The organism is Microbacterium sp. AC215, assembly GCF_979258645.1.
Genome location: NZ_OZ409869.1, coordinates 3049770 through 3076020 on the forward strand (window position 1 = coordinate 3049770; position 26251 = coordinate 3076020).

18 protein-coding genes are annotated in these 26251 nt (G+C 68.8%); 15 read left to right on the forward strand and 3 right to left on the reverse strand.

The annotated features are described in order from the left end of the window. The first annotated feature begins 115 nt into the window (after window positions 1-115). The 4 genes from ACZZZF_RS14795 (at window position 116) to ACZZZF_RS14810 (ending at window position 12150) form a co-directional block, all read left to right on the forward strand. Window positions 116-2341, forward strand: a complete 2226-nt coding sequence (locus tag ACZZZF_RS14795) for a hypothetical protein (RefSeq protein WP_463499273.1) — start codon at window positions 116-118, stop codon at window positions 2339-2341. Continuing rightward, window positions 2227-9099 carry a DUF5979 domain-containing protein gene (locus ACZZZF_RS14800; RefSeq protein ID WP_463499953.1) on the forward strand — a complete coding sequence of 2291 codons (6873 nt, stop codon included), beginning with the start codon at window positions 2227-2229 and terminating at the stop codon, window positions 9097-9099. The genes ACZZZF_RS14795 and ACZZZF_RS14800 overlap by 115 nt, the downstream gene beginning before the upstream one ends. Window positions 9100-9192: 93 nt before the next feature. Then, complete coding sequence (locus ACZZZF_RS14805; protein ID WP_463499276.1) at window positions 9193-11067, forward strand: alkyl/aryl-sulfatase; 1875 nt, start codon at window positions 9193-9195, stop codon at window positions 11065-11067. Window positions 11068-11139: 72 nt separating this feature from the next. Next, window positions 11140-12150, forward strand: coding sequence for an alpha/beta fold hydrolase (locus ACZZZF_RS14810; protein WP_463499278.1), 1011 nt, complete (start codon window positions 11140-11142; stop codon window positions 12148-12150). A gap of 29 nt (window positions 12151-12179) precedes the next feature. Here ACZZZF_RS14810 and ACZZZF_RS14815 read toward each other — a convergent pair whose 3' ends face one another. Further along, entirely contained in the window at window positions 12180-13361 is a 1182-nt protein-coding gene (locus ACZZZF_RS14815; protein WP_463499281.1) for a 4-hydroxybenzoate 3-monooxygenase, read from the reverse strand. 88 nt (window positions 13362-13449) lie between these two features. Further along, on the reverse strand, window positions 13450-14202 hold the full coding sequence (locus ACZZZF_RS14820; protein ID WP_463499283.1) for an IclR family transcriptional regulator: 753 nt from the start codon (window positions 14200-14202) through the stop codon (window positions 13450-13452). Between the two features lie 118 nt (window positions 14203-14320). Between ACZZZF_RS14820 and pcaH the strand changes: the two genes are divergently transcribed. The 10 genes from pcaH (at window position 14321) to ACZZZF_RS14870 (ending at window position 23702) form a co-directional block, all read left to right on the forward strand. After that, window positions 14321-15139, forward strand: coding sequence for a protocatechuate 3,4-dioxygenase subunit beta (gene pcaH, locus ACZZZF_RS14825; protein ID WP_187250172.1), 819 nt, complete (start codon window positions 14321-14323; stop codon window positions 15137-15139). A gap of 2 nt (window positions 15140-15141) precedes the next feature. Beyond that, the gene (pcaG, locus tag ACZZZF_RS14830) at window positions 15142-15702 is read left to right on the forward strand and encodes a protocatechuate 3,4-dioxygenase subunit alpha (protein WP_187250173.1); all 561 of its coding nucleotides are present in this window, start codon (window positions 15142-15144) and stop codon (window positions 15700-15702) included. Between the two features lie 44 nt (window positions 15703-15746). Beyond that, window positions 15747-17054 carry a lyase family protein gene (locus tag ACZZZF_RS14835; protein ID WP_463499286.1) on the forward strand — a complete coding sequence of 436 codons (1308 nt, stop codon included), beginning with the start codon at window positions 15747-15749 and terminating at the stop codon, window positions 17052-17054. Beyond that, entirely contained in the window at window positions 17051-17827 is a 777-nt protein-coding gene (locus tag ACZZZF_RS14840) for an alpha/beta fold hydrolase (protein WP_463499288.1), read from the forward strand. The genes ACZZZF_RS14835 and ACZZZF_RS14840 overlap by 4 nt, the downstream gene beginning before the upstream one ends. After that, entirely contained in the window at window positions 17824-18216 is a 393-nt protein-coding gene (gene pcaC, locus ACZZZF_RS14845; protein WP_463499291.1) for a 4-carboxymuconolactone decarboxylase, read from the forward strand. Before ACZZZF_RS14840 ends, pcaC begins: the two co-directional genes overlap by 4 nt. Beyond that, window positions 18213-18980, forward strand: a complete 768-nt coding sequence (locus ACZZZF_RS14850) for a 3-oxoacid CoA-transferase subunit A (protein WP_463499294.1) — start codon at window positions 18213-18215, stop codon at window positions 18978-18980. The genes pcaC and ACZZZF_RS14850 overlap by 4 nt, the downstream gene beginning before the upstream one ends. Further along, window positions 18977-19612, forward strand: a complete 636-nt coding sequence (locus tag ACZZZF_RS14855) for a 3-oxoacid CoA-transferase subunit B (RefSeq protein ID WP_463499297.1) — start codon at window positions 18977-18979, stop codon at window positions 19610-19612. Before ACZZZF_RS14850 ends, ACZZZF_RS14855 begins: the two co-directional genes overlap by 4 nt. Beyond that, window positions 19609-20778, forward strand: coding sequence for a thiolase family protein (locus tag ACZZZF_RS14860; protein ID WP_463499300.1), 1170 nt, complete (start codon window positions 19609-19611; stop codon window positions 20776-20778). The genes ACZZZF_RS14855 and ACZZZF_RS14860 overlap by 4 nt, the downstream gene beginning before the upstream one ends. A gap of 117 nt (window positions 20779-20895) precedes the next feature. Further along, a complete protein-coding gene (locus tag ACZZZF_RS14865) occupies window positions 20896-22203 on the forward strand; it encodes a C-glycoside deglycosidase beta subunit domain-containing protein (protein ID WP_463499303.1) in 1308 nt (435 codons plus the stop codon). 20 nt (window positions 22204-22223) lie between these two features. Further along, complete coding sequence (locus tag ACZZZF_RS14870) at window positions 22224-23702, forward strand: C-glycoside deglycosidase beta subunit domain-containing protein (protein WP_463499305.1); 1479 nt, start codon at window positions 22224-22226, stop codon at window positions 23700-23702. Between the two features lie 16 nt (window positions 23703-23718). Here the strand turns inward: ACZZZF_RS14870 and ACZZZF_RS14875 are convergent, their stop codons facing one another. Then, window positions 23719-24660, reverse strand: a complete 942-nt coding sequence (locus tag ACZZZF_RS14875; protein WP_187250182.1) for a LysR family transcriptional regulator — start codon at window positions 24658-24660, stop codon at window positions 23719-23721. A 230-nt stretch (window positions 24661-24890) separates the two neighbouring features. Between ACZZZF_RS14875 and ACZZZF_RS14880 the strand changes: the two genes are divergently transcribed. Then, the gene (locus ACZZZF_RS14880) at window positions 24891-26192 is read left to right on the forward strand and encodes an ABC transporter substrate-binding protein (RefSeq protein ID WP_120493749.1); all 1302 of its coding nucleotides are present in this window, start codon (window positions 24891-24893) and stop codon (window positions 26190-26192) included. Window positions 26193-26251 lie beyond the last annotated feature (59 nt).

Here is a 26251-nt window from a genome sequence, read left to right on the forward strand (position 1 = left end):
CACGCTCGCCGCGCCACCACCCGGTGTCACCCGGGCCGGGTGAGGGCGTCCTGTCGGTCTCTTCGGGACCTTCCTACGCTGGCCTGATCCACGCAGGCTCAGGGGGGTCATCGACATGGAACGGCGACGACGGTTTCTCGCAGGACTCACCGTGCTCGCGCTCGCCGCGGCATCCTTGGTCTTCGGAGCGGCGCCGGCCTTCGCGGTGGCGGCGTTCTCGATCCAGAAGTCCGCAGTCGAGGCGGGCCCCTTCGGACCCGGCGACACGGTGACCTATCAGATCACCGTCAATTGCTCGTCGGTGAACGACCCCGGCTGCCTCGACACCGTCATCAGCGACGAGCTCCCGGATCCGCTCCTGTTCAACCCGGCGATCGCGAGTCCGGTCACGGTGCAGATCAACCCGCCAGCCGGACAGCCCGCCGGCGACTACGACCTCGACGTGGACACGGCGGGGAACAGCTTCGTCATCACCCCTGGGCTGGATCTCACCGCAGACCCGGTCATCTGGCCCGCGGGATACAGCATGACGGTGACCGTCAACGCGATCGTCGACCCTGCGGCCGATGGCACGTGGGACGGTGCGACGGTGACGAACACGGCCACGGCGGTCGCCGACAACGCGCCGGCCACGCCGGCGACCGCGGACGTCGTGCTCGCCGTGGACACGACGCTCGAGTCGAGCATCGACAAGACGGTCGCGCCGACGAGCACCCTTCCGGCGGTACCCGGTGAGGTGGTCGACTGGACGGTCACTCCCGGGAACGCCTCGAACCAGAACGTCGACACGATCGTCATCCAGGACCCGGTGACACCCCCGGGAGAGTTCGGCGGCTACCTCGATGTGACCGGCTACGACATCACGCCTCCGGACGGAACGGAGTCGACGACGACGGAGTACTTGGTCGACGGCACCTGGACGACGACAGCCCCGGATCCGATCAGCGAGTCCGGCGGTGTCCGTGTGACCTTCACCGGAACCTTCGCGCCCGGGGCCACGGGAGAGGTCGTCGTCCACACAGTCACGAACGACGCCGTCACATCGATTCCGGATGACACCGACGTGACGGTCGTCAACGATGCGTCGTCGACGGTCGCCCGCGCGGGAGAATCCAGCGACCCCACGACGGACTCGGCGTCCGTCGTGATCGCCCAGCGCCTCCCCGACGTCACGATCGAGAAGTCGTTCAGCGACAACACACTCGTCAGTGGCCAGAGCGCCACCGCCGGCATCGTCGCCACCGTCGGATCCCAGAACGTCCAGACGCTCACCGTCACCGAGCCGACTGCGGGCGCCGCGACCTTCACCGAGCAGGGGCTGCGGTTCGACGGATTCGGCGATGTGGAATGGCCCGTCGCCGCGACCGCTGCCGAGATCACCTATCAGTACAGCGACTGCGCAGCCAGCACGGAATCGACGACCACTCCCGATACGCTGCCCGAGCCCACCGACGGCTGCACGGTCGAGGGATTCACCATCGTCTACTCGGCCGAGGGGGATGCGATCGTCGCCGGTTCCTACGCGGCGATCCCCATCGACATCACGGCGCTGCCGACCGACGACGCGGTGGCGAGCACCAACGCGGTAGACACCGCCGCCGAGAACAGCGCCGGCCAGATCGGCATCGATGACGCGTCGGCCCCGTTCACGATCGACCCCCTCACGCTCGACACCTCCGTGACCAAGTCCATCGCTCCGGACACGATCTGGGGAGTGCCGGGAACCGACGCGGATGTCACGCTGACGGGCAACGTCACGCCGGAATCCACGACGGGATCCGAGCGTCTCGTCATCTCCGACCCGGCGGACCCGCAGGCCGACACGGCGTTCTGGGATGCCTTCACGGCCACGGAGATCACGAACACGGACATCCCGGCATGCACGACTCTCACCGTCCGCTACTGGCAGGAACCGGACGGGCCGTGGACCGACTTCCCGGACGCGACGGAGGTGCCGGGCCCGGAGTCGCTGTGGTCGTACGAGATCCCCGCGGATCTCCAGGACGACATCGGCGGCATCCAGCTCGAATACCTGCCGCTGGATGCGGACGGCTGTCCTGTTCTGCTCCCGCCCGGGTTCACGGTCGCCACGCACATCGGCGTCGACCTGACCGACGCGCAGGACGAGGAGGCGACCTTCGCCAACACCGCGCAGTCGCTCGTCGACAACCCCGATGCCGGGGGGAGAAGACCGCGGACGCATCGGATGACGTCGACGTGCTGCCCATCGACGGCGGGGTCGGACCGGACTTCCTCGACAAGCAGTGGTTGCAGGACGACGTTCCCGCGCTGTCGGGCGAACGCCGCACCGCCCGGCTCCTCTGGTCGACGGAGGGGCTGAACATCAGCAGCATGACCCTCACCGACATCTCCGAGACGGCGGACCCGGCCGATACGGCGGGATCGGTCTACGACGCGTGGAACCTCGTCGCCATCGATCCGATCACGACGACGACCGACCCCCTCATCGCGGGAGACGTCGTCTCCGAGGTCGCGCTGTACCTGGACGGGTCGGGATGGACGGACATCACCGCGCAGGCATGCGCGGCAGGATGTGACGGGGAGTTCGGCGGCTACACGCTCACCGAGGCTCAGAGCGCCGACGCTCTCGCGGTCCGGATCGTGATCTCGGAGGGGACGGACGGCGATGGCGTCGGGTCGTCGTACGAACGCCGTCCCCTGGATCTGCAGTTCCAGGTGCGCGACACGCTGCGGAGCGTTCCCTCGCAGGCGGTGCTGGGCAACTTCCACGACTACACGTACAACACGGGTGAGCCGGGACTCGTCGACAACACCGCCAGCGCCCGCGGCGTCAACGCAGCGACAGGAGTCGACAGCCTCGACGGCGCGGACGACACGATCCTGATCGTCGATCAGCCCATCAACGCCACGCTCACCAAGACCTTCGATCAGGATCAGCTGGGGCTGCCGGCCGTGGATCCGCCTGCGGACCCGTCCGACTATCCGCTCATCAGCGCGACCCTCGTGGCCACGAACATCTCTGCCGCCCGGGTGTCCGGCATGGTCATCGACGACCCGACCGCAGGGGAGGCGCTTGCGGACACCGCGTTCGACACCCTCGATCTTCATGACATCGACGCGATCGAGCTGCCCGCGGGCATCTCCGAAGAAGAGACCGTGGTCACTCTCGCCCGCGGTGCGGGTTCGACGGAATACTCGTATGCCGAGGCCCTCGAGCTCGACTCCACCGACCTCGCCGACGTGACGGGACTCTCCGTCGCGTTCCGCTCGGACGACGGGACCCCGGCGATCCCGACCGGCGCGTCGGGACGAGTCCTGCTGACCTGGCAGCTGCGAGACGTGCTGAGGTCGGACCCGGCACAACCCGTCACCGTGACCCCCGCGGGCGAATCGATCGTCAACGACGCCCATGTGCAGCTCGAGAGCCCGGTGCTGGAGGGATGCGCCGACAACCAGTGCGGCACGGGCATCGCGGATGCCGCTGACGAGTTCGCGATCGTCGCGGCGAGCTATGCGATCGAGACGACCAAGACGATCAGTCCCGAATCCGTCTATGAGGACGAATCGACCACGTACGTCACCGAGCTCGGCGGACGACCGAACGGGACCGCGCGCACCACGTCCTTCGAGCTCACCGACAGCACGCCGACGTTCTGGAACACGATGGACTTCGTGGGCGCGCAGATCGCGGTCCCCGCCCCGGTGAACGAAGTGGCGATGGATGTGCTCGTCGATGACGACGCCGGGCGCGACGTCGAGTACGACGAGGTCGCCGGCGATCTCGTCGCCACCTGCAACGGCGCACCGGTGACGGACGCCTCGCCGTGCTGGGAGACCGGCGAGTGGATCGCATCGCCCACGCCGTCGACCGTTCAGCTCGACCCACCGGCGGGTGTCGACGCGGACACGATCGTGGGCGTGCGCTTCAGCGCGCGTCAGGTGGACGCGGACGGCGAGATCCTGCAGTGGGAGCGTCCCTTCAACCCGCAGCTCACGTTCGCAGTGACCACCGAGCGTCGGGATTTCCTGCGCAGCGACCCCGATGTCCTCGTCTCGACCACCCGACCCGATCTGCAGCCGAACCCCGGCGAGACGGAGCTGGGCGTGATCAGCGACGACGTGCAGTCGTACAGCACGGCGCAGTTCGGTCCCGATCAGGTCTTCGAGCAGGAAGGCCAGGCATCCGATTCGACCGTGGTGCTGCATCGCCCGAACACGGTCGAGGTCACGAAGACCCGCGGATCGTCGGCGCTCGTGAGCGCCTCCGGCACGATCCCCTATGTCATCACCGTCGCCAACACCGGGCAGTGGGACATGACCGGCTTCGAGGTGGTCGACCAGATCGAGACGGATGCCGAGGGCTCGCTGCTCGTCGAACCCACTCCGCCGGCGTATGCCTTCGCGCTCAGCGGCTCCGGTGCCCCCACCGAGGACCCGGGCTTCAGCGCCGAGCTGGATGAGGCCACCGGTCTGCTCACCATCACTGCGCCCGACGACTTCGTGTTCGAGGCCGGCTGGACGCTGACGGTGACCGCGCCGCTGCGGTTCCGCGACGACCTCACCCCGGACACGACCGTCGGCAACACGGTCACCGTCAGCTCCGACCGCCTCTTCGAGACCTGCCAGGGCACGACGGTGATCGACGGTACCGATCTCGCGCCGAAGAGTCCCGAGTCCGGTGTCGCGACCTGCTCGGCCGACACGGAGGTCACGCCGCTCGCCAGTGCGGCGATCTCGGCGAAGAAGTACGTCAAGGGAACAGGCGCGGGCGACCCCGCCACAGCCGACGACGATCTGGGCGTGCTCAATGTCAGCGGCGACGCGGCGGCGTGCGACCCGTCGCTGCCGGGCGTCGTGGACGACGGCTACCACTCGTTCCCGTGCGCCCCTGTCACCCGCCCGGGAGGCGAGGAGTCGTGGCGCATCGACTTCACCAACAACGGCAACACGAGTGCCAGAGTGGTGGCGGCGGTCGACACGCTGCCCACGGTCGGCGACCAGGGCGTGATCGTCGCCGCGGACCGAGGGTCTCAGTTCCCGGTGACGCTGTCGGGCACGCTCGCCGCGAACTTCGCCTCCCTCCAGGACAGCGCGTATGCCACGTACGGCATCTATCTCTCTCCGGCTCAGCTCAGCCAGTCCTGCAACGACAACGCGATCAAGGTGTTCACCGAGGATGCCGCCGTCGAACCCGCCTGCGACTTCCAATGGGAGCTGGCGAGCGATGCCACGCCGCCCGAGACGCTGGCCGCCGCGCGCAGCGTGCTCCTCGTGCTCGAGTACGACAACCCCGACGCCCTCTCGCCGGCACCAGGACTTCGTCCGGGCGAGACGCTGCGACTCACCTACGAGACGCAGACGCCGTATGTGCTGCCGGCGGCGTCGGCCGTGCCGTCGGGTCTTCCCGTCGCCTACAACTCCTTCGCCACCGCATCCCGCTCCAACGCCACCGTCTCGCAGCCCGAGCGGCCCTCTCTCGTGGTCGAACCGCAGAAGGTGGGCGTCGCGGCGGCCACCGGCCAGCTGCTCCTCGCCAAGGACGTGCAGGCGCCGGAGTTCTCCACCGACATCGAGCTGCCGGCGAGCTACCCGCTTCTCGTGACCTGCACCTCCGGCGGCGAGGCCGTCACCCTGCTGCGTGCAGACGGCAGCGACGCGAGCCGTCCGTCGGTCGACGCCGACGGCACCGTGCTCCAGTACAACAGCGAGACCGGACCCGTGAACCTGCCCCTCTTCTCGACCTGCACCGTGGCCGAAGACCCGGTGCTCCCGGGGGTGACGGTGACCGTGGATCCCGAGACCGGAGTGACCGCCGATCGGGACTGGAGTGAAGAGCCGTCGATCTGGGACCCCTACAGCGGTGACCCCGAGCAGGCGGCGATCACCGTCATCAACGACTTCGCCGCCGGTGGGTTCTCCGTCGCGAAGAGCGTCGACAACGGCGGTGCCTCCGACGAGAACGGTGAGCCCGTCGCCTACACGCGCACGTATTCCTTCGAGGCGACGTGCAGCTATCTCGGGCAGGAGGCGATCCCCGAGGCCGACCGGCAGTTCACGCTGCAGGACGGCGACATCCGGACCTTCGCCGACCTCCCTGCCGGATCCGAGTGCTCGGTCTCCGAGACCGACGCGGCCGGCGCGGCGCAGACCACCATCGTCGTCACGGAGGACGGGGTGGTGGGCGATGAGGTCGTCACCGACGAGACCTCCTTCACGATCCTCCCGTATGCGGACGGGTCGTCGGCGGCGCTGACCGTCGTCGGCGTCGAGAACGCGTTCACCACCGGTGCCGTCGAGGTCACGAAGTCGATCGCGGGCGCCGGGGGAGACGAGTGGGGCGGTGCGACCTTCACCGTCGAGATGGTGTGCACGCTCGAGGGTGCGACCCCGGATCCGGTGTACTCGGACTCCGCCACTCTCAGTCGAGACGACCCCACCTGGCTGGTCGAGGATCTTCCCACCGGTGCCGAGTGCACGGTGACGGAGACGGCTGACGGCGGCGCCACTTCGAGCACGGGTCCCGTCGCCGTCGTGGTCGGGGACGACCCGGCGACTCCCGTCGAGGCAGATGTGACCAACACGTTCACGGTCGGCGCCCTCCAGGTGCAGAAGGAGCTCGTCGGCGCGCCGGCCGCGGAGCTGGATCCGGCGATCCAGGACGAGTACCTGATCAGCCTCGCCTGCACACGGGACGTCAACGGCGTCATCACCGACATCGAGATTCCCGGTGGACCCACCCGCATCATCGTCGGCGCGGGCAGCGCGCTCTATCAGGGCCTGCCGACCGGAGCCGCATGCACGGTCTCGGAGCCCGAGGCGGGGCACGCGACCGGCACGACGATCAGTCCGGCCCAACCGGTCATCATCGGCGACGACGTGACGCCCGTGGAGGTGTCCGTCACGAACGAGTTCGACAACGGCTCGGTGTCGGTCGAGAAGACCGTGGAGGCTCCCGACGGGTTCCCCGTGGCTGCGGAATACACCGCGACGGTGTCGTGCGACTGGTTCGGCGCCGCGGTGCCGCTGGTCGATGACGGGGTCGTCACGCTCGTCCCGGGCGCAGCCCCGGTCGTCATCCCCGACGTTCCGGTCGGCTCGGTCTGCACGGTCGCCGAGGACGACGCCGGCCAGACGGCCGCCGTCGTCACTCCCGAGGCCGTCACCGTGACGGCAGCGGATCAGGTGTTCGCGCTCACCGTCGAGAACTCCTACGAGTGGGCGGCGCTCGAGGTCGGCAAGATCGTCGAATCCGACAGCCCGTTCGTGCCCACCGGTTTCGAGTTCGACGTCGTGTGCACCTTCCGCGGAGAAGTCGTGGTGGACGACACGTTCACGCTCGATGCCGGCCAGACCGAGGTGATCTCGCCCATCCCCGCACGCTCGGAGTGCACCGTCACCGAGACGGACGACCGGGGGGCCGACGACACGATCACCGCGGCCGAGGTCGTCGGAGCAGACGGCGAGCTGGCACCGCAGATCGACCAGGAGAGCCGCACGGTGGTGATCCCCGAGCTGCAGCCGGGCACCGACACCACCGTCAACACCGTCACCTACACGAACCTGTACGACGCCACGGCGCTGCTGCTGGTGAAGGATCTCGAGGGTGCGGGTGCCGAGCAGTTCGGATCCGACGAGACCTTCACCTTCACCGTCGTCTGCGTGCTCGCCGGCGAGACGGTGCTGTCGACCTCTGTCGAGCTGAATGCGGCGAACGGATGGTCGACGCCGCTGACGGATGTCGTTCCGGGATCCGAGTGCACCGTGACCGAGGACGACCTCAACGGGGCGGATGCCGTGGTGATCGAGCCCAACGACGGTGCGGACACCTCTGTCGGCATCGGCGTGGTGCCGGTGACCGGCGGCCTCGTCACGGTGACCGCGACGAACTGGTATCTCACCGGCTCGCTCGAGGTGACGAAGACGTTCGCGGGCGACGGCGTCGAGAAGTTCGGCAACGCCGCGTATGAGCTGCGGCTCACGTGCGTCCGTGACGGAGAGGTCGTCGGCATCCCCGACGGGGCAGTGCGGGTCGTCAGCGCCGACTCTCCGACGGCACTGTGGGAGGAGCTTCCGACCGGGTCCGCCTGCCGCCTCACCGAGGTCGATGACGGCGGTGCCAGCTCGACGGCGATCCTGAACTCCGCAGGAGAGGTCGTCGCCGGTGATGGCGAGAGCTACGCGTTCACGGTGCAGACGGACCCGTCGATCCTGAGCGTCGACGACCAGCCGCAGCCGGGACTGGACGTGCAGAACACCTTCGACCTCGCACAGGTCTCTGTGTCGAAGACGGTCGATGGCGGCGGAGCCGTGGCCGCGGACGGCGAACCCGTCGCATACGGACCCTTCGAGGTGACCCTCGAATGCGTCTGGGACGAGCAGCAGGTGCAGGCGCTGGAGCCCATGACCCGGACGATCGCCGATGGAGAGACGATCACGTGGACCGAGCTTCCGCAGGGCGCCGAGTGCGGAGTCACGGAGACCGATCCGGCGGATGCCGACTACACCACCCTGGTCGTGACCGAGGGCGGACAGGCAGGCGACGCCGTCGCGGGAACCGCAGCGGAGCTCGCACCGCTCCCGGATGTGGACTCCGCGGATCAGACGTCTGTGGCGATCACCAACGTGTTCACCACCGGTGATCTCCGCATCACGAAGATCGTCGACGGATCGGGTGCGGACGCCGTCTCCCGGCTCTTCCCGGTGCAGGTGACATGCGTGCTCATCGATTCGTCCCACCCGGACCCCGGCCTCGTCGTCCTCGACTCGTCGTACGAGATCGGTGGACCGGACCGAGCGACGGCGCAGATCGAGGGAGTGCCCTCGGGCAGCGAGTGCGTGGTCACCGAGACGGACACGGGCGGGGCGACCGAGACGAGGATCACGGTCGACGGTGAAGAGGTTCCCGGAACATCGACCACGGTCACGGTCTCCGATCAGACCATCGGCCTCGTCTTCACGAACACGTTCATCGCACCTCTTCCCTCCACGGGACTCGACGCGCGGGACGCATGGCTCGCGATCGGCGTGGGCATCGCCGTGCTCGGGGGCGGGGTTCTGCTCCTCGTCCGGGCGAGAAGGCGACGGCTCGGATGGCAGCGCGCCGGGGCTCACCTCTGATGGGTGAAGCGCCGATTGCACCGCCGGTCCGCAGAAGCGAGGCTGAGTCGCACGACCACCGCGGTGACGCGGTCGCTATCCCAGGAGGAGACGATGGTGCAGAACGATGCGACGGCGGCGATCACGAAGCAGCAGGAGGCGCTGAAGGCGGCGTTGCCGTTCGACGACACCCGTGACTTCGATGCGGCGGACCGCGGTTTCCTCGGCACCATCAGCCCCGCCGTGGTGCACGACGACGAGGGCAATGTGGTGTGGGATGCCGACAGCTACGACTTCATCACCGGCGACGCCCCAGACACGGTGAATCCGAGCCTGTGGCGTCAGTCGACTCTCGTCTCCAAGCACGGGCTGTTCGAGGTCGTCGAGGGCGTCTATCAGGTGCGCGGATTCGACCTGTCGAACGTGAGCTTCATCGAGTCGGACACCGGCGTGATCGTCGTCGACCCGCTCATCTCGAAGGAGACCGCCGAAGCGGCGCTGTCGCTGTACCGCGAGCATCGCGGCGACCGCGCTGTGGTCGCCGTCATCTTCACGCACAGTCACATCGACCATTTCGGCGGGATCTTCGGCATCGTGTCGAAGGAGGACGTCGAGTCGGGTCGGGTGCAGATCATCGCCCCCGAGGGCACGGTGGCCGAAGCGGTGGCGGAGAACGTCTACGCGGGCACCGCGATGGGGCGGCGGGCCGGATACATGTACGGCGCCGCTCTCGAGCGCAGCGCGAAGGGGGCGCTCGGCGCGGGCCTGGGGCAGACCACTTCCACCGGCCACGCTGGAATCATCCCGCCCACGATCGAGGTCTCTGAGACCGGTGAGTCCCACACGGTCGACGGACTGGTCATCGAATTCCAGATGGCGCCCGGCACCGAGGCACCGGCCGAGATGCACTTCCTGTTCCCGAAGTATCGGGCCCTGTGCATGGCGGAGAACGCGACGCACACCCTGCACAACCTGTTGACCCTTCGCGGGGCGCTCGTCCGCGATCCGCACGTCTGGTCGCGCTACCTGACCGAGGCGATCGAACGCTACGGAGATCAGGCCGACGTGGTCTTCACCTCGCACCACTGGCCGACCTGGGGCAATGCTGAGATCCTCGAATTCCTCGGTCTCCAGCGCGACCTCTATTCGTACCTCCACGACCAGACTCTGCGGATGACGAACCAGGGCATGACCGGCGCGGAGATCGCGGAAGAGATCCAGCTGCCGCCGATTCTGGAGAACTCGTGGCATGCCCGGGGCTACTACGGCAGCGTCAGCCACAACGTGAAGGCGATCTACCAGCGCTACATGGGGTGGTTCGACGGCAATCCCGCGCGCCTGTGGCCCCACCCGCCGAAGGCGCTGGGCGAGCGGTACGTGGCTCTGGCCGGCGGGATCGACCGTATCGTCGACGCGGCGCAGGCGGCGTATGACCAGGGCGACTTCCGGTGGGCGGCGACGCTGCTCGATCACGCGATCTTCACCGAACCGCAGAACCCGTCCGTCAGAGAGCTCTACGCGGCCACCCTCGAGCAGCTCGCCTACGGAGCCGAGAACGGCACCTGGCGGAACTTCTACATGTCGGGGGCGACGGAGCTGCGCACCGGCAACTTCGGTACTCCGACGACCACGAACGCCCCGGAGATCGTCGCCCAGCTCACCGCCGAGCAGCTGTTCGACTCCGTCGCCATCTCGGTCGACGGACCGCGTGCGTGGGACCTCGACGTCGCGCTCGACTTCACCCTCACCGACGAGGCGCGCAACTTCCGTGTCACGCTCCGCAACGGGGTGCTCGTCTACATCGAGAAGGCCGCGGACTCCGACACGGCTCAGGCGTCACTGTCTCTGACCAAGCCTCGGCTGCTCGCCCTCGTCGCCGGGGACACGGACAGCCCTGGCGTGAAGATCACCGGCGATGCCTCGGCGTTCGCCACGCTCACCTCGGTGCTCACGGCCGGCGATCCGGCATTCGACATCGTCACTCCCTGAGGTCGTGGTGCCGTTCGCATCTCGAGGTCGGGCGACGTCGGATCGCCGTGTCCCGCGGCTGCTCTGGCTGCCATGACCGACGACACAGGCCGAGCCGTCATCGCGGATCTGTGCCGCATCCCCAACCCCGACGCGATCGATCGCACCGCGTACGTCGAGCTGGGAGGTGTCGCGCAGTTCGTCTCGATCCGAGGTCGGGATGCCCGCAACCCGGTCCTCGTCGTCTGCCACGGCGGACCGGCGCTTCCCGCTCTGCCGTCATCGTGGATCTGGCAGCGCGCTGTCGAGGACTACTTCACCGTCGTCAACTACGACCAGCGCGCCAGCGGCAGGTCTGCGGTCGGCGCGCATGACGGGATGGACCTGAGCGTCGAGCGGTACGTCGACGATCTCGTGGAGCTGATCACGTGGCTCCAGCGCGAACTGGGCGTGCGCAGGGTGGGGGTCCTCGGCCATAGCTGGGGGACGATCATCGGCATCACGGTGGCTGAGCGGCGACCCGATCTGCTCTGGGCCTACATCGGGGTCGGGCAGGTGATCTCCGGCCCCGAGAACGAGGCCGAGAGCATCGCGTTCGCGATGCGCAGTGCGATCGCCGATCAGAACGACGACGCCGTCGCCGAACTCGAGTCGCTCGGCGAGTATCCCGGAGCGCAGCCGCTCACGCTGGAGCGCATCGTGACGTGCAGGAGGTGGGCGCAGCACTACGGCGGGCTGTCTGCCTATCGGTCGGAGTCCGCGTACTTCACGGACTCCGAAGCACTCTCGCCGTACTACACGGAGGACGAGGTGGAACTCATCAGCGTCGGGCAGCAGGTGACCATGCCGCAGGTGCTGCCCGCTCTGCTGTCGTTCGACGCGAGCGACAGGACCGCGTTCGACGTGCCGATGCTCCAGTTCCTCGGACGCCATGACTGGACGACTCCCACGCCACCCGTCGAACGGTGGATCGAACGCGTGTCCGCTCCGTCGACGCACGTCGTCTGGTTCGAGAACTCGGCCCACCTCTGCATGCTCGAGGAGCCGGGGAAGTTCGTCGTGAGCCTCGTGGAGCTGGCACTGCCGCACGCGGTCGTCGCCTGACCCGGCGGGCGGCGCTCGCCGCGGAATGATCAGACCCCGTGCGGCCATCCGGTGTATGCCTCTGCGAGGAAGGTGCGACCTGCCTCCGACTCGACGACCGAGCGCAGCTCCCCGACCTGTCGACGCTGATCGAACGCGGATGCATCCGACGCGGTGTGCAGCATGCTCGTCATCCACCACGAGAAGTGCTGGGCCTTCCAGATGCGGCGCAGTGCGGTGTCGGCGAACGCATCGATGAGACGCGTGTCGTTCTCGAGCAGCAGGGCCCGCAGGGCCCGGTCGAGCAGCACGACATCGGCGACGGCGAGGTTCATGCCCTTGGCGCCGGTCGGGGGCACGGTGTGCGCGGCGTCGCCGACGAGCACGGCGCGTCCGTGGCGTAGCTCGTGCGCGACGAAGCTGCGGAAGCGCAGAACGTCCCTCTGGAAGATGGGACCCTCGGTCAGGGCCGTCCCGGGAACGCGCGCCTGCAGGGTGTCCCAGATCTCGGCTTCGGAGACGGCATGCGGGTCGGCTTCGGGGTCGCACTGGAAGTACATGCGCTGCACGGTCGCGCTGCGCTGACTGATCAGCGCGAACCCGTCCGGGGAGTTGCTGTAGATCAGCTCGTCGGAGCTCGGCGGCGCTTCGCACAGGATGCCGAACCACGCGAACGGGTACTCCCGGAAGTATCCGCCGGAGGAGGAGCCTGTGACAGCGGGGCGCACGACGCTGCGCGAGCCGTCGGCTCCGACCACGAACTCGGCCTCGATGCGCAGATCGGTGCCGTCCGCTGAGGTCGCGGTCACCCAGGGGTGATCGCTCTCGACGTCGCCGACGGCAGTGGCCTCGGTCTCGAATCGGAGATCCTGACCTGCGGCGAGCCGCGCGGCGATCAGATCCTTCAGAGCCTCGTGCTGCGGATACAGCCAGACGCTGCGGCCGGTGAGGGAGGGGAAGTCGATGCGATGACCTTCGCCCTCGAAGTGAAGCTCGATGCCGTCGTGCCGGTTGCCGACCGTCAGCACCCGGTCGCTCGCCCCGGTCTCGCTGAGCACCCGGACGGTCTCCTGCTCGAGGATGCCGGCGCGGATCGTGGACTCGATCTCGTCGCGGCCGCGTCTGTCGAGGATGATCGACTCGATGCCGGCATCGGCCAGCAGGTGCGAGAGCAGGAGCCCGGCGGGGCCGGCGCCGACGATGGCGACGCGGGTGCGGACGGTGATGGTCATGGCGTCTCCTTCGACGGATGTGTCGCCAGCCATTGTGGGCTCCTGGGCGCGGCGCCCAGCGAGTTCTACCGTTGAATGGGATTCCGCGTCAGCGGCGCCCGCCCAGTGCGCGCTCGATGTCCCGCGCCGCCGCGAGCAGTTCGCGCAGTGCCGGCTCGATCGGAGCCTCGCGGCGCAGCACGACCGAGAGCGCCGCCGCGACGCTCCTGGTCTCATCGTGCACGGGCACGGCGACACCCGTGGATACGGCCTCGATGTATCCGGGTGCTGCTGCATGCCCGACCGCCCTGACCTCGGCGAGCTTGCGACGCAGCGCGGCCGGGTCGGTGATGGTCTCAGCGGAGACCGCGGGCAGCGGACCGGCGAGGACGCGCTCCTGCACCGCCCGGTCGGCGTATGCCAGCAGGATGAGCCCCGATGACGACGCATGCAGGGGAAGACGCCCCGCCACCCGAGTGACGTTCGAGCCGGATTCCGGGCTGCTGAGGCGTTCCAGGAACAGTGCTTCGTCCTGCTCCAGGATCGCCAGCTGGGTGTGCTCGCGCACCCGCGACTGCACTCGCTCCATGAAGGGCAGCGCCGCCTGACGAAGACGCAGGGCATGGGACGACCGCGTGGCGAGCTCCCACAGACGCATCCCGATGCGGATCCTCCGGTCGTCGTCGCGTTCGAGCATTCCGGCATCGACGAGCTCGCCCACGATGCGATGCGCCGAGGACGCGGGCAGCCCGGCCCTGCGGCCGATCTCGGCGGCGCTCTGCACGGTGCGCGCGGGCGTGAACGTCTCGAGCACGCGGATCAGTCGTTCGGTGACGGAGTCGCCCGAGGAGGAGTTGGCCATGCGTCGATGATCGCACGCAGCGCGCCTCGTGTCTCATTGGATGGGAATCGGACACCATTCGTCCGCCCCGGGGATCAGGATGCTGTGAACGCAGCCCGCCGTGTCGAAGGAGACACCCATGACCGCCTCATCCGGAACGATCGCCGCCGCGCCCGAGTCGCTGCTCGCATCGCCCGTTCAGGTCAGTCAGGCCGAGATCACGCAGGAGATCGTCGACCTGCACGCGTCACTCGAGCGCCGGGAGGCCGCGGGTGAGGTGCTCCCCGCGACGATGCACGACTTCGCGCCGTATCGCTCGAGCCTGCTGCGGCATCCGACGAAGAACCCGCGCCTCGTCGACCCCGAGACCATCGAGCTGCTGTCGCCCGCGTTCGGACAGCGCGATGTCGCGGCGATCGAGTCCGACCTGACCATCCAGCATGCGGGGGAGCCCCTCGGCGAGCGGATGACCGTGCGCGGGCGGCTGCTCGACTCCTGGGGTCGTCCGATCGCCGACCAGCTCATCGAGCTGTGGCAGGCGAACTCGTCGGGCCGGTACATCCACCAGCGCGATCAGCATCCGGCCCCGCTCGATCCGAACTTCACCGGCGCCGGTCGCGCGATCACCGACGCCGACGGCGAGTACCGCTTCACCACGATCAAACCGGGGCCCTATCCGTGGAAGAACCACGCGAACGCCTGGCGGCCCGCGCACATCCACTTCTCGGTGTTCGGCTCGTCGTTCACCCAGCGGCTGGTGACGCAGATGTACTTCCCGGGCGATCCCCTCTTCGCCCTGGACCCCATCTACAACACGATCTGGCGGCAGAAGGACCGCGACGCCCTCATCGGCGTCTACGACCACGATCTGACATCGCCGGAGTGGTCGACGGGCTACCGCTTCGACATCGTCGTCGACGGCCCCGACGCCACGTGGTTCGAGCAGGAGGAGGCGTGAGCATGTCCGTTCCGACCAGGACCCGCCGACCGACGCCCGGACAGACCGTCGGTCCGTTCTTCGCGTACGGGGTCGAGTACCCCAAGATGCACGAGATCGCCTCGCCGCACTCACCAGGCGCCATCCTGCTCGCCGGCACCGTGCGCGACGGAGCGGGCCACCCGATCCCGGATGCGTTCATCGAGATCTTCGGAGCGGATGCCGACGGCACCGTGCCCCGCGCCCGCGGATCGTTCCGCCGCGACGACCACACGTTCACGGGATTCGGCCGTGCCTTCACGAACGACGAGGGCCGCTACGAGTTCTGGACGCGCAACCCGGGCCCAGCAGGCGCGCGCGCACCGTTCTTCGCGGCGATCGTCTACGCCCGAGGCCTGCCCGACAAGCTGCACACGCGCATCTACCTGCCTGAGGACTCGGCAGCTCTCGATGCCGATCCACTGCTCGCCTCGCTGTCGACGGAGGAGCGTGCGACCCTGATCGCGACGCGCACCCCCGACGGCTGGCTGACACACGACATCCGCCTGCAGGGCGACGGGGAGACGGTGTTCCTTGTCTACTGAGGCGATCGGCGGCGTCGCGCGCGTCGAGCAGGAGGAGGCGAGTCATGACGGCATTTGATGAGGGGCTGCTCTCGCCGGTGACGGCCGGGCACGACGAGGCGGTGAGCGATGCGGCCGTGCTCGAGGCGCTGGTCTGTGCCGAGCAGGCGCTGGTCACGGCCTATCGCGAGATCGGGATGCTGCCCGAGAGCGAGCATGAGGTGATCGTGCGCGCGTTGCGCGGGGATGCTTCCGCGACCGATGCGGTCGATCTGCCCGCCCTCGTCGCGGCGTCGGTCGACGGAGGGAATCCGGTCATCCCCCTCGTCGCGCAGCTGAAGGACCGCGTGCCGGAGCCTCTGCGTCCCTGGGTCCACCGCGGCGCGACGAGCCAGGACATCGTCGACACCGCGATGATGATCATCGCCCTCGCCGCGGTCGAGCGCGTGCGCGAGTCTCTGACCGGGGTCGTCGACGGGTTGCGCGGAGTCGCCGAGCGGCACGGCCGCGATGTCGTCGCGGCGCGCACGCTGACCCAGCACGCTCTGCCGATCACCCTGGGAGCTCGGGTCGCGACCTGGGTGCGAGGCGTCGACCGGGCGATCACCCGACTCGCTGCGCTGGAGTTCCCGGCGCAGCTCGCGGGAGCGGCGGGCACCCGCGCGTCGTTCGTCGAGATCACGGGCTCCGTCGACAGAGCCGAGTCGCTCGTGGAATGGTTCGCGCGGCACGCTCGGCTCGAGACTCCCGCCGAGTCGTGGCAGGTCACACGCTGGCCCATCACCGAGCTCGGCGACGCCCTGGTGCAGACCATCGACGCGCTCGGCAAGATCGCGAGCGACGTGGCGACGTTGAGCCGCACCGAGATCGGCGAGCTGAGCGAGGGACGCGGCGGCGGGTCGTCGGCGATGCCGCAGAAGCAGAATCCCGTCGCATCGACGCTGATCCGCTCCGCCGCCCTGCGGGCGCCGCACCTGGGAGCGACACTGCACCTCGTCGCAGCGCTGGCCGTCGACGAGCGGCCCGATGGCGCATGGCACGCCGAATGGCCGACGCTGCGCGAACTCCTCCGACTCGCGCTCGGCGCCTCGGCGCACGCGTCCTCGCTCGCCCGGAGCCTGCGCGTCGATCCGAGTGCGGCATCGCGGAACCTCGCGCTCACCGGCGCCCTGATCGTCAGCGAGCGGCTCGCGATCGTGCTCGTGCCCCTGATCGGGCGGGCGAGATTCGACGAGCTCATCGCGTCGGCCGCCGAGGGCGCCGATCTCGGAGGGCTCGTGCGGGCGCTGCCCGAAGCCGCGGATCTCGACCTCGACGGCCTGCTCGACCCGACGTCCTACACGGGCGCCGACGGATCGGAGGATGGCCGATGATCGAGCTCTCGTTCACCGAACCGATCGGACCATCCGGCGCCCCGCTGCTCGTCCTCGGCCCGTCGCTGGGCACTTCGACGATCCTCTGGGAGTCGGTCGCCCCGACGCTCGCGACGTCGCACCGTGTCGTCGCCTGGGACCTCCCGGGGCACGGAGCCTCGACCACGGCGACCGTGCCGTTCTCGGTGTCCGACCTCGCGGATGCGGTCGCCGCCGCGGTTCGGGATCGGGGAGCCGACCGCGTCCGCTACGCCGGCGTCTCGCTCGGCGGAGCAGTCGGCCTGGAGCTGGTGCTGCGGCATCCGACTCTCGTCGAGAGAGGTGCGATCCTCTGCTCGGGCGCGGTGATCGGCGAGGCCGCGGCCTGGCGCGAGCGCGCCGCGAGAGTGCGTGCCGAGTCCACGTCGGCCCTGATCATCGCCTCGGCGCAGCGCTGGTTCGCGCCCGGCTCCGTCGCCGCGCATCCTGATCTCACCGGACGTCTGCTGCACGCGCTGCAGGACGCGGACGACGAGAGCTACGCACGATGCTGCGAGGGGCTGGCCGAGTACGACGTGCGCGCGCGACTGCACGAGATCGACGCCCCGGTGCTCGCGATCTGGGGCGAGCACGACCAGGTGACGCCTGAGAGCTCCGCGCGAGAGATCGCCGACGGCGTGCGCGACGGACGGACTGCCGGTGTCGCGTCCGCGTCGCACCTCGCACCGGTCGACGCCCCTGCCGAGATCTCCGCCCTGCTCGATGACTTCCTGAACGAGAGGAGCCGGCGATGACCGGTCTCAGCGATGACGAACGTCGGACCCAGGGGTTCGCGGTGCGGCGAGCGGTGCTCTCGGATGAGCACGTCGACCGTGCGATCGCCGCCACAACCGACCTGACCGCCGACTTCCAGGACTTCATCACGCGCGTCGCCTGGGGCGAGGTCTGGTCGCGTCCAGGGTTGGATCGTCGCTCGCGGTCGATCGCCGTGATCTCGTCGCTCATCGCGCACGGTCATCACGAAGAGCTCGCGATGCATCTGCGCGCGGCTCTGCGCAACGGTCTGACCGTCGCCGAGATCCGCGAGGTGATCCTGCAGTCCGCGGTCTACTCGGGCGTCCCCGCGGCCAACACCGCGTTCCGCATCGCGGGCGAGGTCTTCGCCGCCGAGGGGGCATCGTGATCGACAAGACCGTGCCGGATGCCGCGACCGCGGTCGCCGGAATCACCGACGGTGCCACGGTGATGATCGGCGGCTTCGGGCGCGCGGGGCAGCCGGTCGAACTGATCGACGCCCTCATCGCGCAGGGTGCTGGCGACCTGACGATCGTCGCCAACAATGCGGGCAACGGCGACACCGGGCTCGCAGCGCTGCTCGCCGAGCGGCGGGTGCGCAAGATCATGTGCTCGTTCCCACGGCAGCACGACTCCTGGGTGTTCGACGGCCTCTACCGCGCAGATGAGATCGAACTCGAGATCGTGCCCCAGGGCAATCTCGCCGAGCGCATCCGGGCAGCCGGCGCGGGCATCGGGGCCTTCTTCTCTCCGACCGGCGTCGGCACCCAGCTCGCCGAGGGCAAGGAGGAGCGGTCGATCGAGGGTCGGCGCTACGTGCTCGAATACCCGATCGCGGCGGATGTCGCGCTGGTCAGCGCCCGCGCCGCCGATCGATGGGGCAACCTCGTCTATCGCGAGACCGCCAGGAACTTCGGTCCGGTCATGGCATCGGCGGCAGCTACGACGATCGTCCAGGTCGACGAGATCGTGCCCCTCGGGTCCATCGATCCCGAGACCGTCGTCACCCCCGGTCTCTTCGTCGATCGTGTCGTCGCCGTCGGGCGTCGTGCCTGGCTCGGCGACGCGGGGTTCATCGGCGGTGTCGACATCGAGGGGCGGCCGCTGGATGCCGCCGCCACCGGCACCGCCGGCGAAGGAGGCGTGCGATGACCACCCGCGTCACGCGTGACGAGCTCGCGGCACGGATCGCCGCCGACATCCCCGAGGGCGCCGTGGTCAACCTCGGCATCGGGGCCCCGACCCTGGTCGCGAACTTCCTGCCGGCCGACCTCGAGATCATCCTGCACACCGAGAACGGACTCCTCGGCATGGGGCCTGCGCCGGTCGCGGACCGGATCGACCCCGACCTCATCAACGCGGGCAAGCAGCCGGTCACTGCGCTCCCCGGGGCCGCCTACTTCCACCACGCCGACTCCTTCGCGATGATGCGCGGCGGGCACCTCGACGTCTGCGTGCTCGGTGCCTTCCAGGTCGCCCAGAACGGGGACCTCGCGAACTGGTCGACAGGTGCGCCGGGTGCGATCCCGGCCGTCGGCGGGGCCATGGATCTCGCGATCGGCGCGAAGCAGGTGTTCGTCATGACCGACCTGCTGGCGAAGGACGGCTCGTCGAAGCTCGTGACCGAGTGCACCTACCCTCTCACCGGGGTCGGCTGCGTGACCCGCGTCTACACCGACCATGCGGTCTTCGACGTCGTCGACGGTCGCTTCGTCGTGCAGGAGGCCTTCGGCGAGAACACCGTGGAGACGCTGCGCGCACTGACCGGACTGGAGCTCTCATGACCGCCTCCTTCATCTACGACGCGGTCCGCACGCCGTTCGGTCGAGCGGGAGGGGCGCTGGCGGGCGTCCGGCCCGACGATCTCGCGGCTGTGGTGCTCGCCGCCGTCGTCGAGCGCACGGGAATCGACCCCGCCCGCATCGACGACGTGCTCCTGGGCGATGCGAATCAGGCGGGGGAGGACAACCGCGACGTCGCCCGCTTCGCCGCCCTGCTCGCCGGCTTCCCGACGACGGTGCCCGGGGCCACGGTGAACCGCCTGTGCGGGTCGAGTCTCGAAGCGGTCATCCAGGGCTCCCGGGCGATCGAGACGGGCGACGCCGACATCGTGCTGGCCGGCGGGGTCGAGTCGATGAGTCGCGCACCGTATGTCGTCGAGAAGTCGCCGAAGCCGTGGCCGGCGGTCGGCAACCCGACGATGTGGAACACCGCGATCGGGTGGCGGATGACGAACCCGGCCCTGCCGAAGGACTGGACGATCTCGAACGGCGAATCGGCTGAGAAGCTCGCCACGGTGTTCGGGATCACGCGCGACACGCAGGATGTCTTCGCGCTGCGCAGCCATCGGCGCTCCGCCCAGGCGTGGGCGGACGGCGTCTTCGACGGCGAGATCGTCGCTGTGCCCGGCATCGATCTCGCGCGGGACGAAGGCATCCGCGACGACACGACCCTCGAGAAGCTCGCAGGCCTCCGAGCGCTGTTCGCCGCCGACGGCACCGTCACGGCTGGCAACTCCTCGCCGATCAACGACGGCGCCTCTGCGGTCCTGCTCGGGGCCGAGGGCGTGATCGACGGCGAGCCGCTCGCGCGCATCGCCGGGCGAGGAGTATTCGGCAACGACCCCGATGTGTTCGGCATCGCGCCGGTGGAAGCCGCGAATCGCGCGCTCACGCGGGCCGGGCGCACATGGGACGAGGTCGACCTCGTCGAACTCAACGAGGCGTTCGCCTCGCAGTCGCTCGCGTGTCTGGCCGGATGGCCGGACCTCGACCCCGACCGACTCAACGTGCACGGAGGCGCCATCGCGATCGGTCATCCGCTCGGTGCATCCGGGGGCAGGGTCGTGGCGCGAGCGGCGCACGAGCTCGTGCGCCGTGGCGGAGGCGTTGCGGTTGTGGCTCTGTGCATCGGCGTCGGCCAGGGGCTCGCGCTCGTCCTGGAGCGATGAGTACGGGCCGCTGTCGTTGCTTATGCGCGTATCAGTACTACTTATGACGAAAGCACGCATAAGAGGATAGATTCGTCCTGTCGCGACGACGCGGCACGACAAGGAGACCCAGTTCCGATGCTGCTCGAACGAGACATCCTCCAGGCCACCGGCTTCCGCAACGTCAGCGATGAGAGCGGAGCGACGACCGGATTCCAGATCAGGCTCCGCATGCCGTCGTATCGCGGCATGTCCGCGTCGTTGATCGACGGGGTCGCCGTGCGGGTGGGCGATGTCGTCGATGTCCCTGCCGAGGTGCCGCTGTGGACGCTCGGCGGTGCGACGTACACGCTGCAGCAGCTGTGGGACGGCGACGGGGTGCGCTGGCCGCTCGAGGAGGCCGCGGTCGTGACCGTGCCGCTCGCCGGCGGGCTTCCGGATGGCATCCACGAGGTGTCGATCGAACTGCGTCTGCGAATGTCGTACATCCCGATCGAGCACCAGCCGTCGACCTACCGCGAGACGCGGCACATCACCCTCACCTCCGACAGAGACGGCGGCCCGTTCCAGTACGGCGTCTCGCTCTACAGCTACATGACCGACTTCGGCACCGTGCTCGATCTCGAGACCGCCTTCCGCCACGTCGCCGACGTCGGCGCCACGGGCATCGAGATCCTCGGCGAAGGGCACGTCGCCGGCTACCCGACCCCGTCGACGGCCTGGCTCGATCGCTGGTTCGAGCTGCTCGACACGTATCGCCTCGAGCCGACGAACTACGGATCCTGGATCGACACGCGACTGCACTCGAGCGGCCGCAACGCCCGTGACCTGACCGGTGCGGAGGGCGCCGAGATCCTGCAGCGAGACCTGCGACTCGCGAAGCAGCTCGGCTTCCGATTCGTGCGCCCGAAGATCGGCGTCGTGTCGAGCGATCTGGTGCCGCATCCGGCATGGACCGAATCGGTGGAACGATCGCTCGACCTCGCGGCCGAGCTCGACGTGATCATCTGTCCCGAGATCCACTCGCCCACGCCCATCAAGCATGAGGTCGTCGACGACTACATCGACCTCATCGAGCGCACGGGAACGGCGCACTTCGGCCTGCTGCTCGACACCGGCATCTTCCAGGACCGACCGATCGCGCTGCGCCCCGGTGAGCTGTCGGGCCAGCGTCCCGCCTTCATGGACGGCATCGCCGTCGACCCCGCCGACATCGCCGACATCGCGAAGTACGTCGTGTTCATCCAGGCGAAGTTCCACGACATCGACGAGAACCTCGACGATCAGCAGATCCCGTGGGAACCGGTGCTGCAGGCGCTGAAGGACTCCGGGTACACGGGCTACCTCTCCAGCGAGTACGAGGGCGTCCGTGACCCCTGGCGCTCGATCGAGCAGATCCGCCGCCAGCACTCCCTTCTGCGACGTGTCGTCGCAGGGCTCGACTGACATCTCACGAAGGACGCATCATGCCCAACGGACTCATCCAGCAGGACAGCCTGCGCGCGCACCCCGACGGCGTCGCCCTCGCCCTCACCCTGCCCTGGTACCGCAGCCTCTGGCTGTCGTCGGTCAGCACGATCTCCGTCACGGTGGACGGAGAGGAGGTGCCCGGTGAGGATCTGCGCGTCGAACTCGACGGTCGCACCTATCGGATCGACGAGCTGCCGGAGCAGAGTGAGACGCTCTGGTTCCTGCAGCAGCATCCGCTGCTCGTGGTGTGTCGTCACCGGCCGCTCGCCCTCGGCGAGGCGCATCGCATCGGCATCGCCGGCGACCTGCGGCTGCCGTACATGCAGATCGCGCCCGGCGCGGACGGCGGCCCGGGGATGTACGTGCCCAACGTCGTGCGGCAGTCGCTCGACCTGACCGTGAGGCAGGGGCCGGATGCCGCGCCCGCGCTCGTCTCCGAGGCCGCGCCACCACCGCCGGCCACCGAGTCCGATCCCTTCCGCCTCGGGCTGACGCTGTACTCCGCCAGCGCGGAATTCCGTGCCGGCTGGTTCGACTTCGACGGCCTTCTCGATCGCGTCGCGGAGCTGGGCATCGGCCCCGGCATCGAGATCGTCGCGTCGCAGATGGTGCCCACGTATCCCGTGGTCTCCGACGACTTCCTGCGCACCTGGCGTGCGGCGTTCGATCGCCACGGATTCGACGCGAGCTCGTTCGGCGCCAACCTCGACATGGGCCGCCGACGCGATCGCGACATGACGCCCGACGAGGAGTTCGAGTTCAGCGAGCTCCTGTTCGAGGGGGCCAAGAAGCTCGGCTTCCCGCTCGTGCGTATCCAGAGCGCGAAGCCCGAGCTGCTGCGACGGCTGCTTCCGGTGGCCGAGCGGCTCGAGCTCCAGCTCGCGTACGAGATCCATGCGCCGATGGGTCCGAACTCCGATCCGATCCTCCGCGTGCGCGAGACGTATGCCGAGCTCGACTCGCCGCTGCTCGGGTTCGTGGCCGACTTCTCGTCGACCATGCACTCGATGTCTCCGACCCTGCTCCGAGCGGTGCGACGAGCGGGTCTCGATGACGGGGCGGTCGGACGACTGCAGGAGATCTGGGCGACCGACGCCACGATGCGCGAGCGCCAGGACGAGTTCATCGGCTACCTCCGCGGACGCGACTTCGACCCGGGTCGGCTGGGATCCTTCGCGCACCTCGCCTTCAACATGCACGGACACGTCGCGCCGTCCGAATGGGCCGACATCATGCCGCAGATCACCCATGTGCATGCGAAGTTCTATGACATCGACGAGCAGGGACAGGAGCCGGCGATCGACTATCCCGAGCTCGTGCGGGTGTTCGTCGAGGGCGGCTACCGGGGCTACTGGTCGAGCGAGTGGGAGGGTCATGCCTTCGCCGAGCTCGGTGAGGTGGATCCCCTCATCCTCGTGCGTCGCCAGCACGACCTGATCCGGGAGAGCATGCGCAGCGTCACGGCCGCCGTCTGACGCGCTGCGGGCGCGGTCAGTCGTCGGCGTGCGCGCCGGACTCCACGATGCGTCCCGCCTCCTGGAAGAGCTCCACCATCCATGCGTGCTCGGGGTCGCGAGCATGCACCGGATGCCACCACAGCGCGTGCACGAGCGGAGTGGGCTCGAAGGGAAGCTCGACGATCCGCACACCGCCGAGCCGTGCGGCGAGCGGCGCGAGCGCCCGCTGGATCAGGCCGATGCGACGCGTGCCCGCCACGTAGAGGGGGAGGGCGAGGAAGCTCTCGACGACGGCGTCGACGCGCGGCTCGACGCCGAGCTGCTGGATCTGCCGGCTCGCCGAGGTGAACGCGGTGCGCGACTGGTAGGTCATCACGTAGGGGCGTTCGGCGAGGTGCTCCATCGTCAAGTCGCCGTCGATGCCGTGCTCGCCGTCGGCGACGAGGGCCACCCATTCGTCGCGCCAGAGGTCGGCGTAGGCCAGATCCGAGAGGAACCCGTGGGGGATGATCATCCCGTCCACGGAACGCAGCCGATTCGGTGCGTCCTCGACCACGGTGGGGTTGTGCAGCATGAACCGGAAGCGCACCCCGAGCCCGCGCTCGGCGGCCAAGCGCGAGACCACGGCGCCGATGGTGGCGAAGCCGTAGTCGGACCCGTAGATCGAGAACTCACGCGTCGACTCGGCGGGGGTCCAGGTCGCCTGGCTCTCGAACACGCGTCTGGCGGCTTCGAGGGCGGTCGTGGTGTGCTCGGCCAGACGCAGGGCGAACGGCGTCAGCTCGTACGTGTTGCCGCGTCGAGCGAGGATCTGGTCGTTGAAGTGGGTCCGCAGGCGTGACAGCGAGGCGCTCAGAGCGGGCTGGCTGAGGTGCAGCCGTTCCGCCGCCCTGGTGACGCTGCGCTCGGTGAGCAGAGCGTCGAGCGACACGAGCAGATTGAGGTCGAGTCGGGACAGCAGGGCATGGTCGGTCACCACAGTGTGATCCTTCGGCATCGGGTTGCGTTGCCCCATCCTATCGACCGAATCTATCCGGCAGGGGGCGACCATCGGTGCGCTGGATGGGTTCCCGGCCCCGTTCAGGCGGACTTATGCGATGCATCCAAAGCACTTATGTGTGTTTCTGACCAATCGGGTCGATACTGGCAGAACAGCACAGGACTCAGGCCCCTGAGTCCCCGACAACGTAGTCAGAAAGGCTGGACATGTCACAGCACTCTCGATCTCGCGTCCTCCGCACAGGCGTTCTCGCCGCGGCGACAGCGGGCATCGTCATCCTCGCCGGATGCTCCGGATCCGCCCCCGAAGGCGGCACCGGCGACTCCGGCGGAGACCAGGCATTCAGCTTCACCTTCGCGACCTCGAACAACCTCGAGAGCCCGTACGAGTCCCTCGCCAAGGCGTACATGGACGCGAACCCCGACGTGAAGATCACGCTCAACCCGACGCCGAACGACAAGTACGGCGAGACCATCCGCACCCAGCTGCAGGCCGGCAACGCCTCGGACGTCATCCAGACGACTCCCGGCTCGGGCGATGCGCGCGGTCTCATCCCGCTGGCCGAGGCAGGATTCCTCGAGCCGCTGGGCGACACCGCGACGGGCCTCGTGCCGGCGGGAAGCGAGCCGATCTTCGAGATCGACGGCGAGACCTACGGCCAGCCGATGGACTTCACCATCGCGGCGGTCGTCGCCAGCATGGGCACGGCCGCGATGAACGGACTGGACGAGTTCCCGACCGACGAGGAGTCGCTCTACGCGGCCTGCGACGCCCTCTCGGCCGACGGCAAGTCGCTGCTGGCCCTCGCGGGTGCAGCCGGACCGAACGCGGGACTCACCGCCCAGGGCATCGCGGCCACGCGCGTCTACGCCGAAGACCCCGACTGGAACACCAAGCGCGCAGACGGCGACACGACGTTCGCCGAGTCCGACGGGTGGAAGGACACCCTCCAGACCCTCATCGATCTGAAGGACGGCGGCTGCTTCCAGCCCGGCGCCGAGGGCGGCGGCTTCGACGCCATCACCAACGGTCTCGCCCAGGGCACCTCGGTCGGCAGCTTCATCCCCTCGGGGTCGGCGGTCGAGATCGCGACGGCCGCTCCGGCGGAGGCCGACTTCAAGGTGCAGCCCTTCCCGGCCGCGGATGGCGGAGACCCGTACATCCTCGCCAGCTCGAACTACACGATCTCGATCAACGCGGCCTCGAAGGTGAAGCCCGCGGCGGAGGAGTTCGTCGAGTGGCTCGCCACGGACGAGGCTCAGGAGCTGTACTACGAGAAGTCCGGCCTGCTGCCCATCTCGGGCTACGAGAACCTCGACCTCTCGGACACCATCTACTCGCCGGTGGTCGACCTCATCGCAGACGGCTCGTACGCCACGCTGCCGAACAACATCTGGCCCAACCCGTCGGTCTACGAGGCGCTGCAGGTCGGTGTCCAGGGACTGCTCACCGGGCAGAAGACGATCGACCAGGTGCTCCAGGACATGGACAACGCCTGGGGCGACTGACGACGAGGGCCGTCCGGGTGTCGCGCACGCGCACCCGGACGGCCGCTCCCATAACTCGC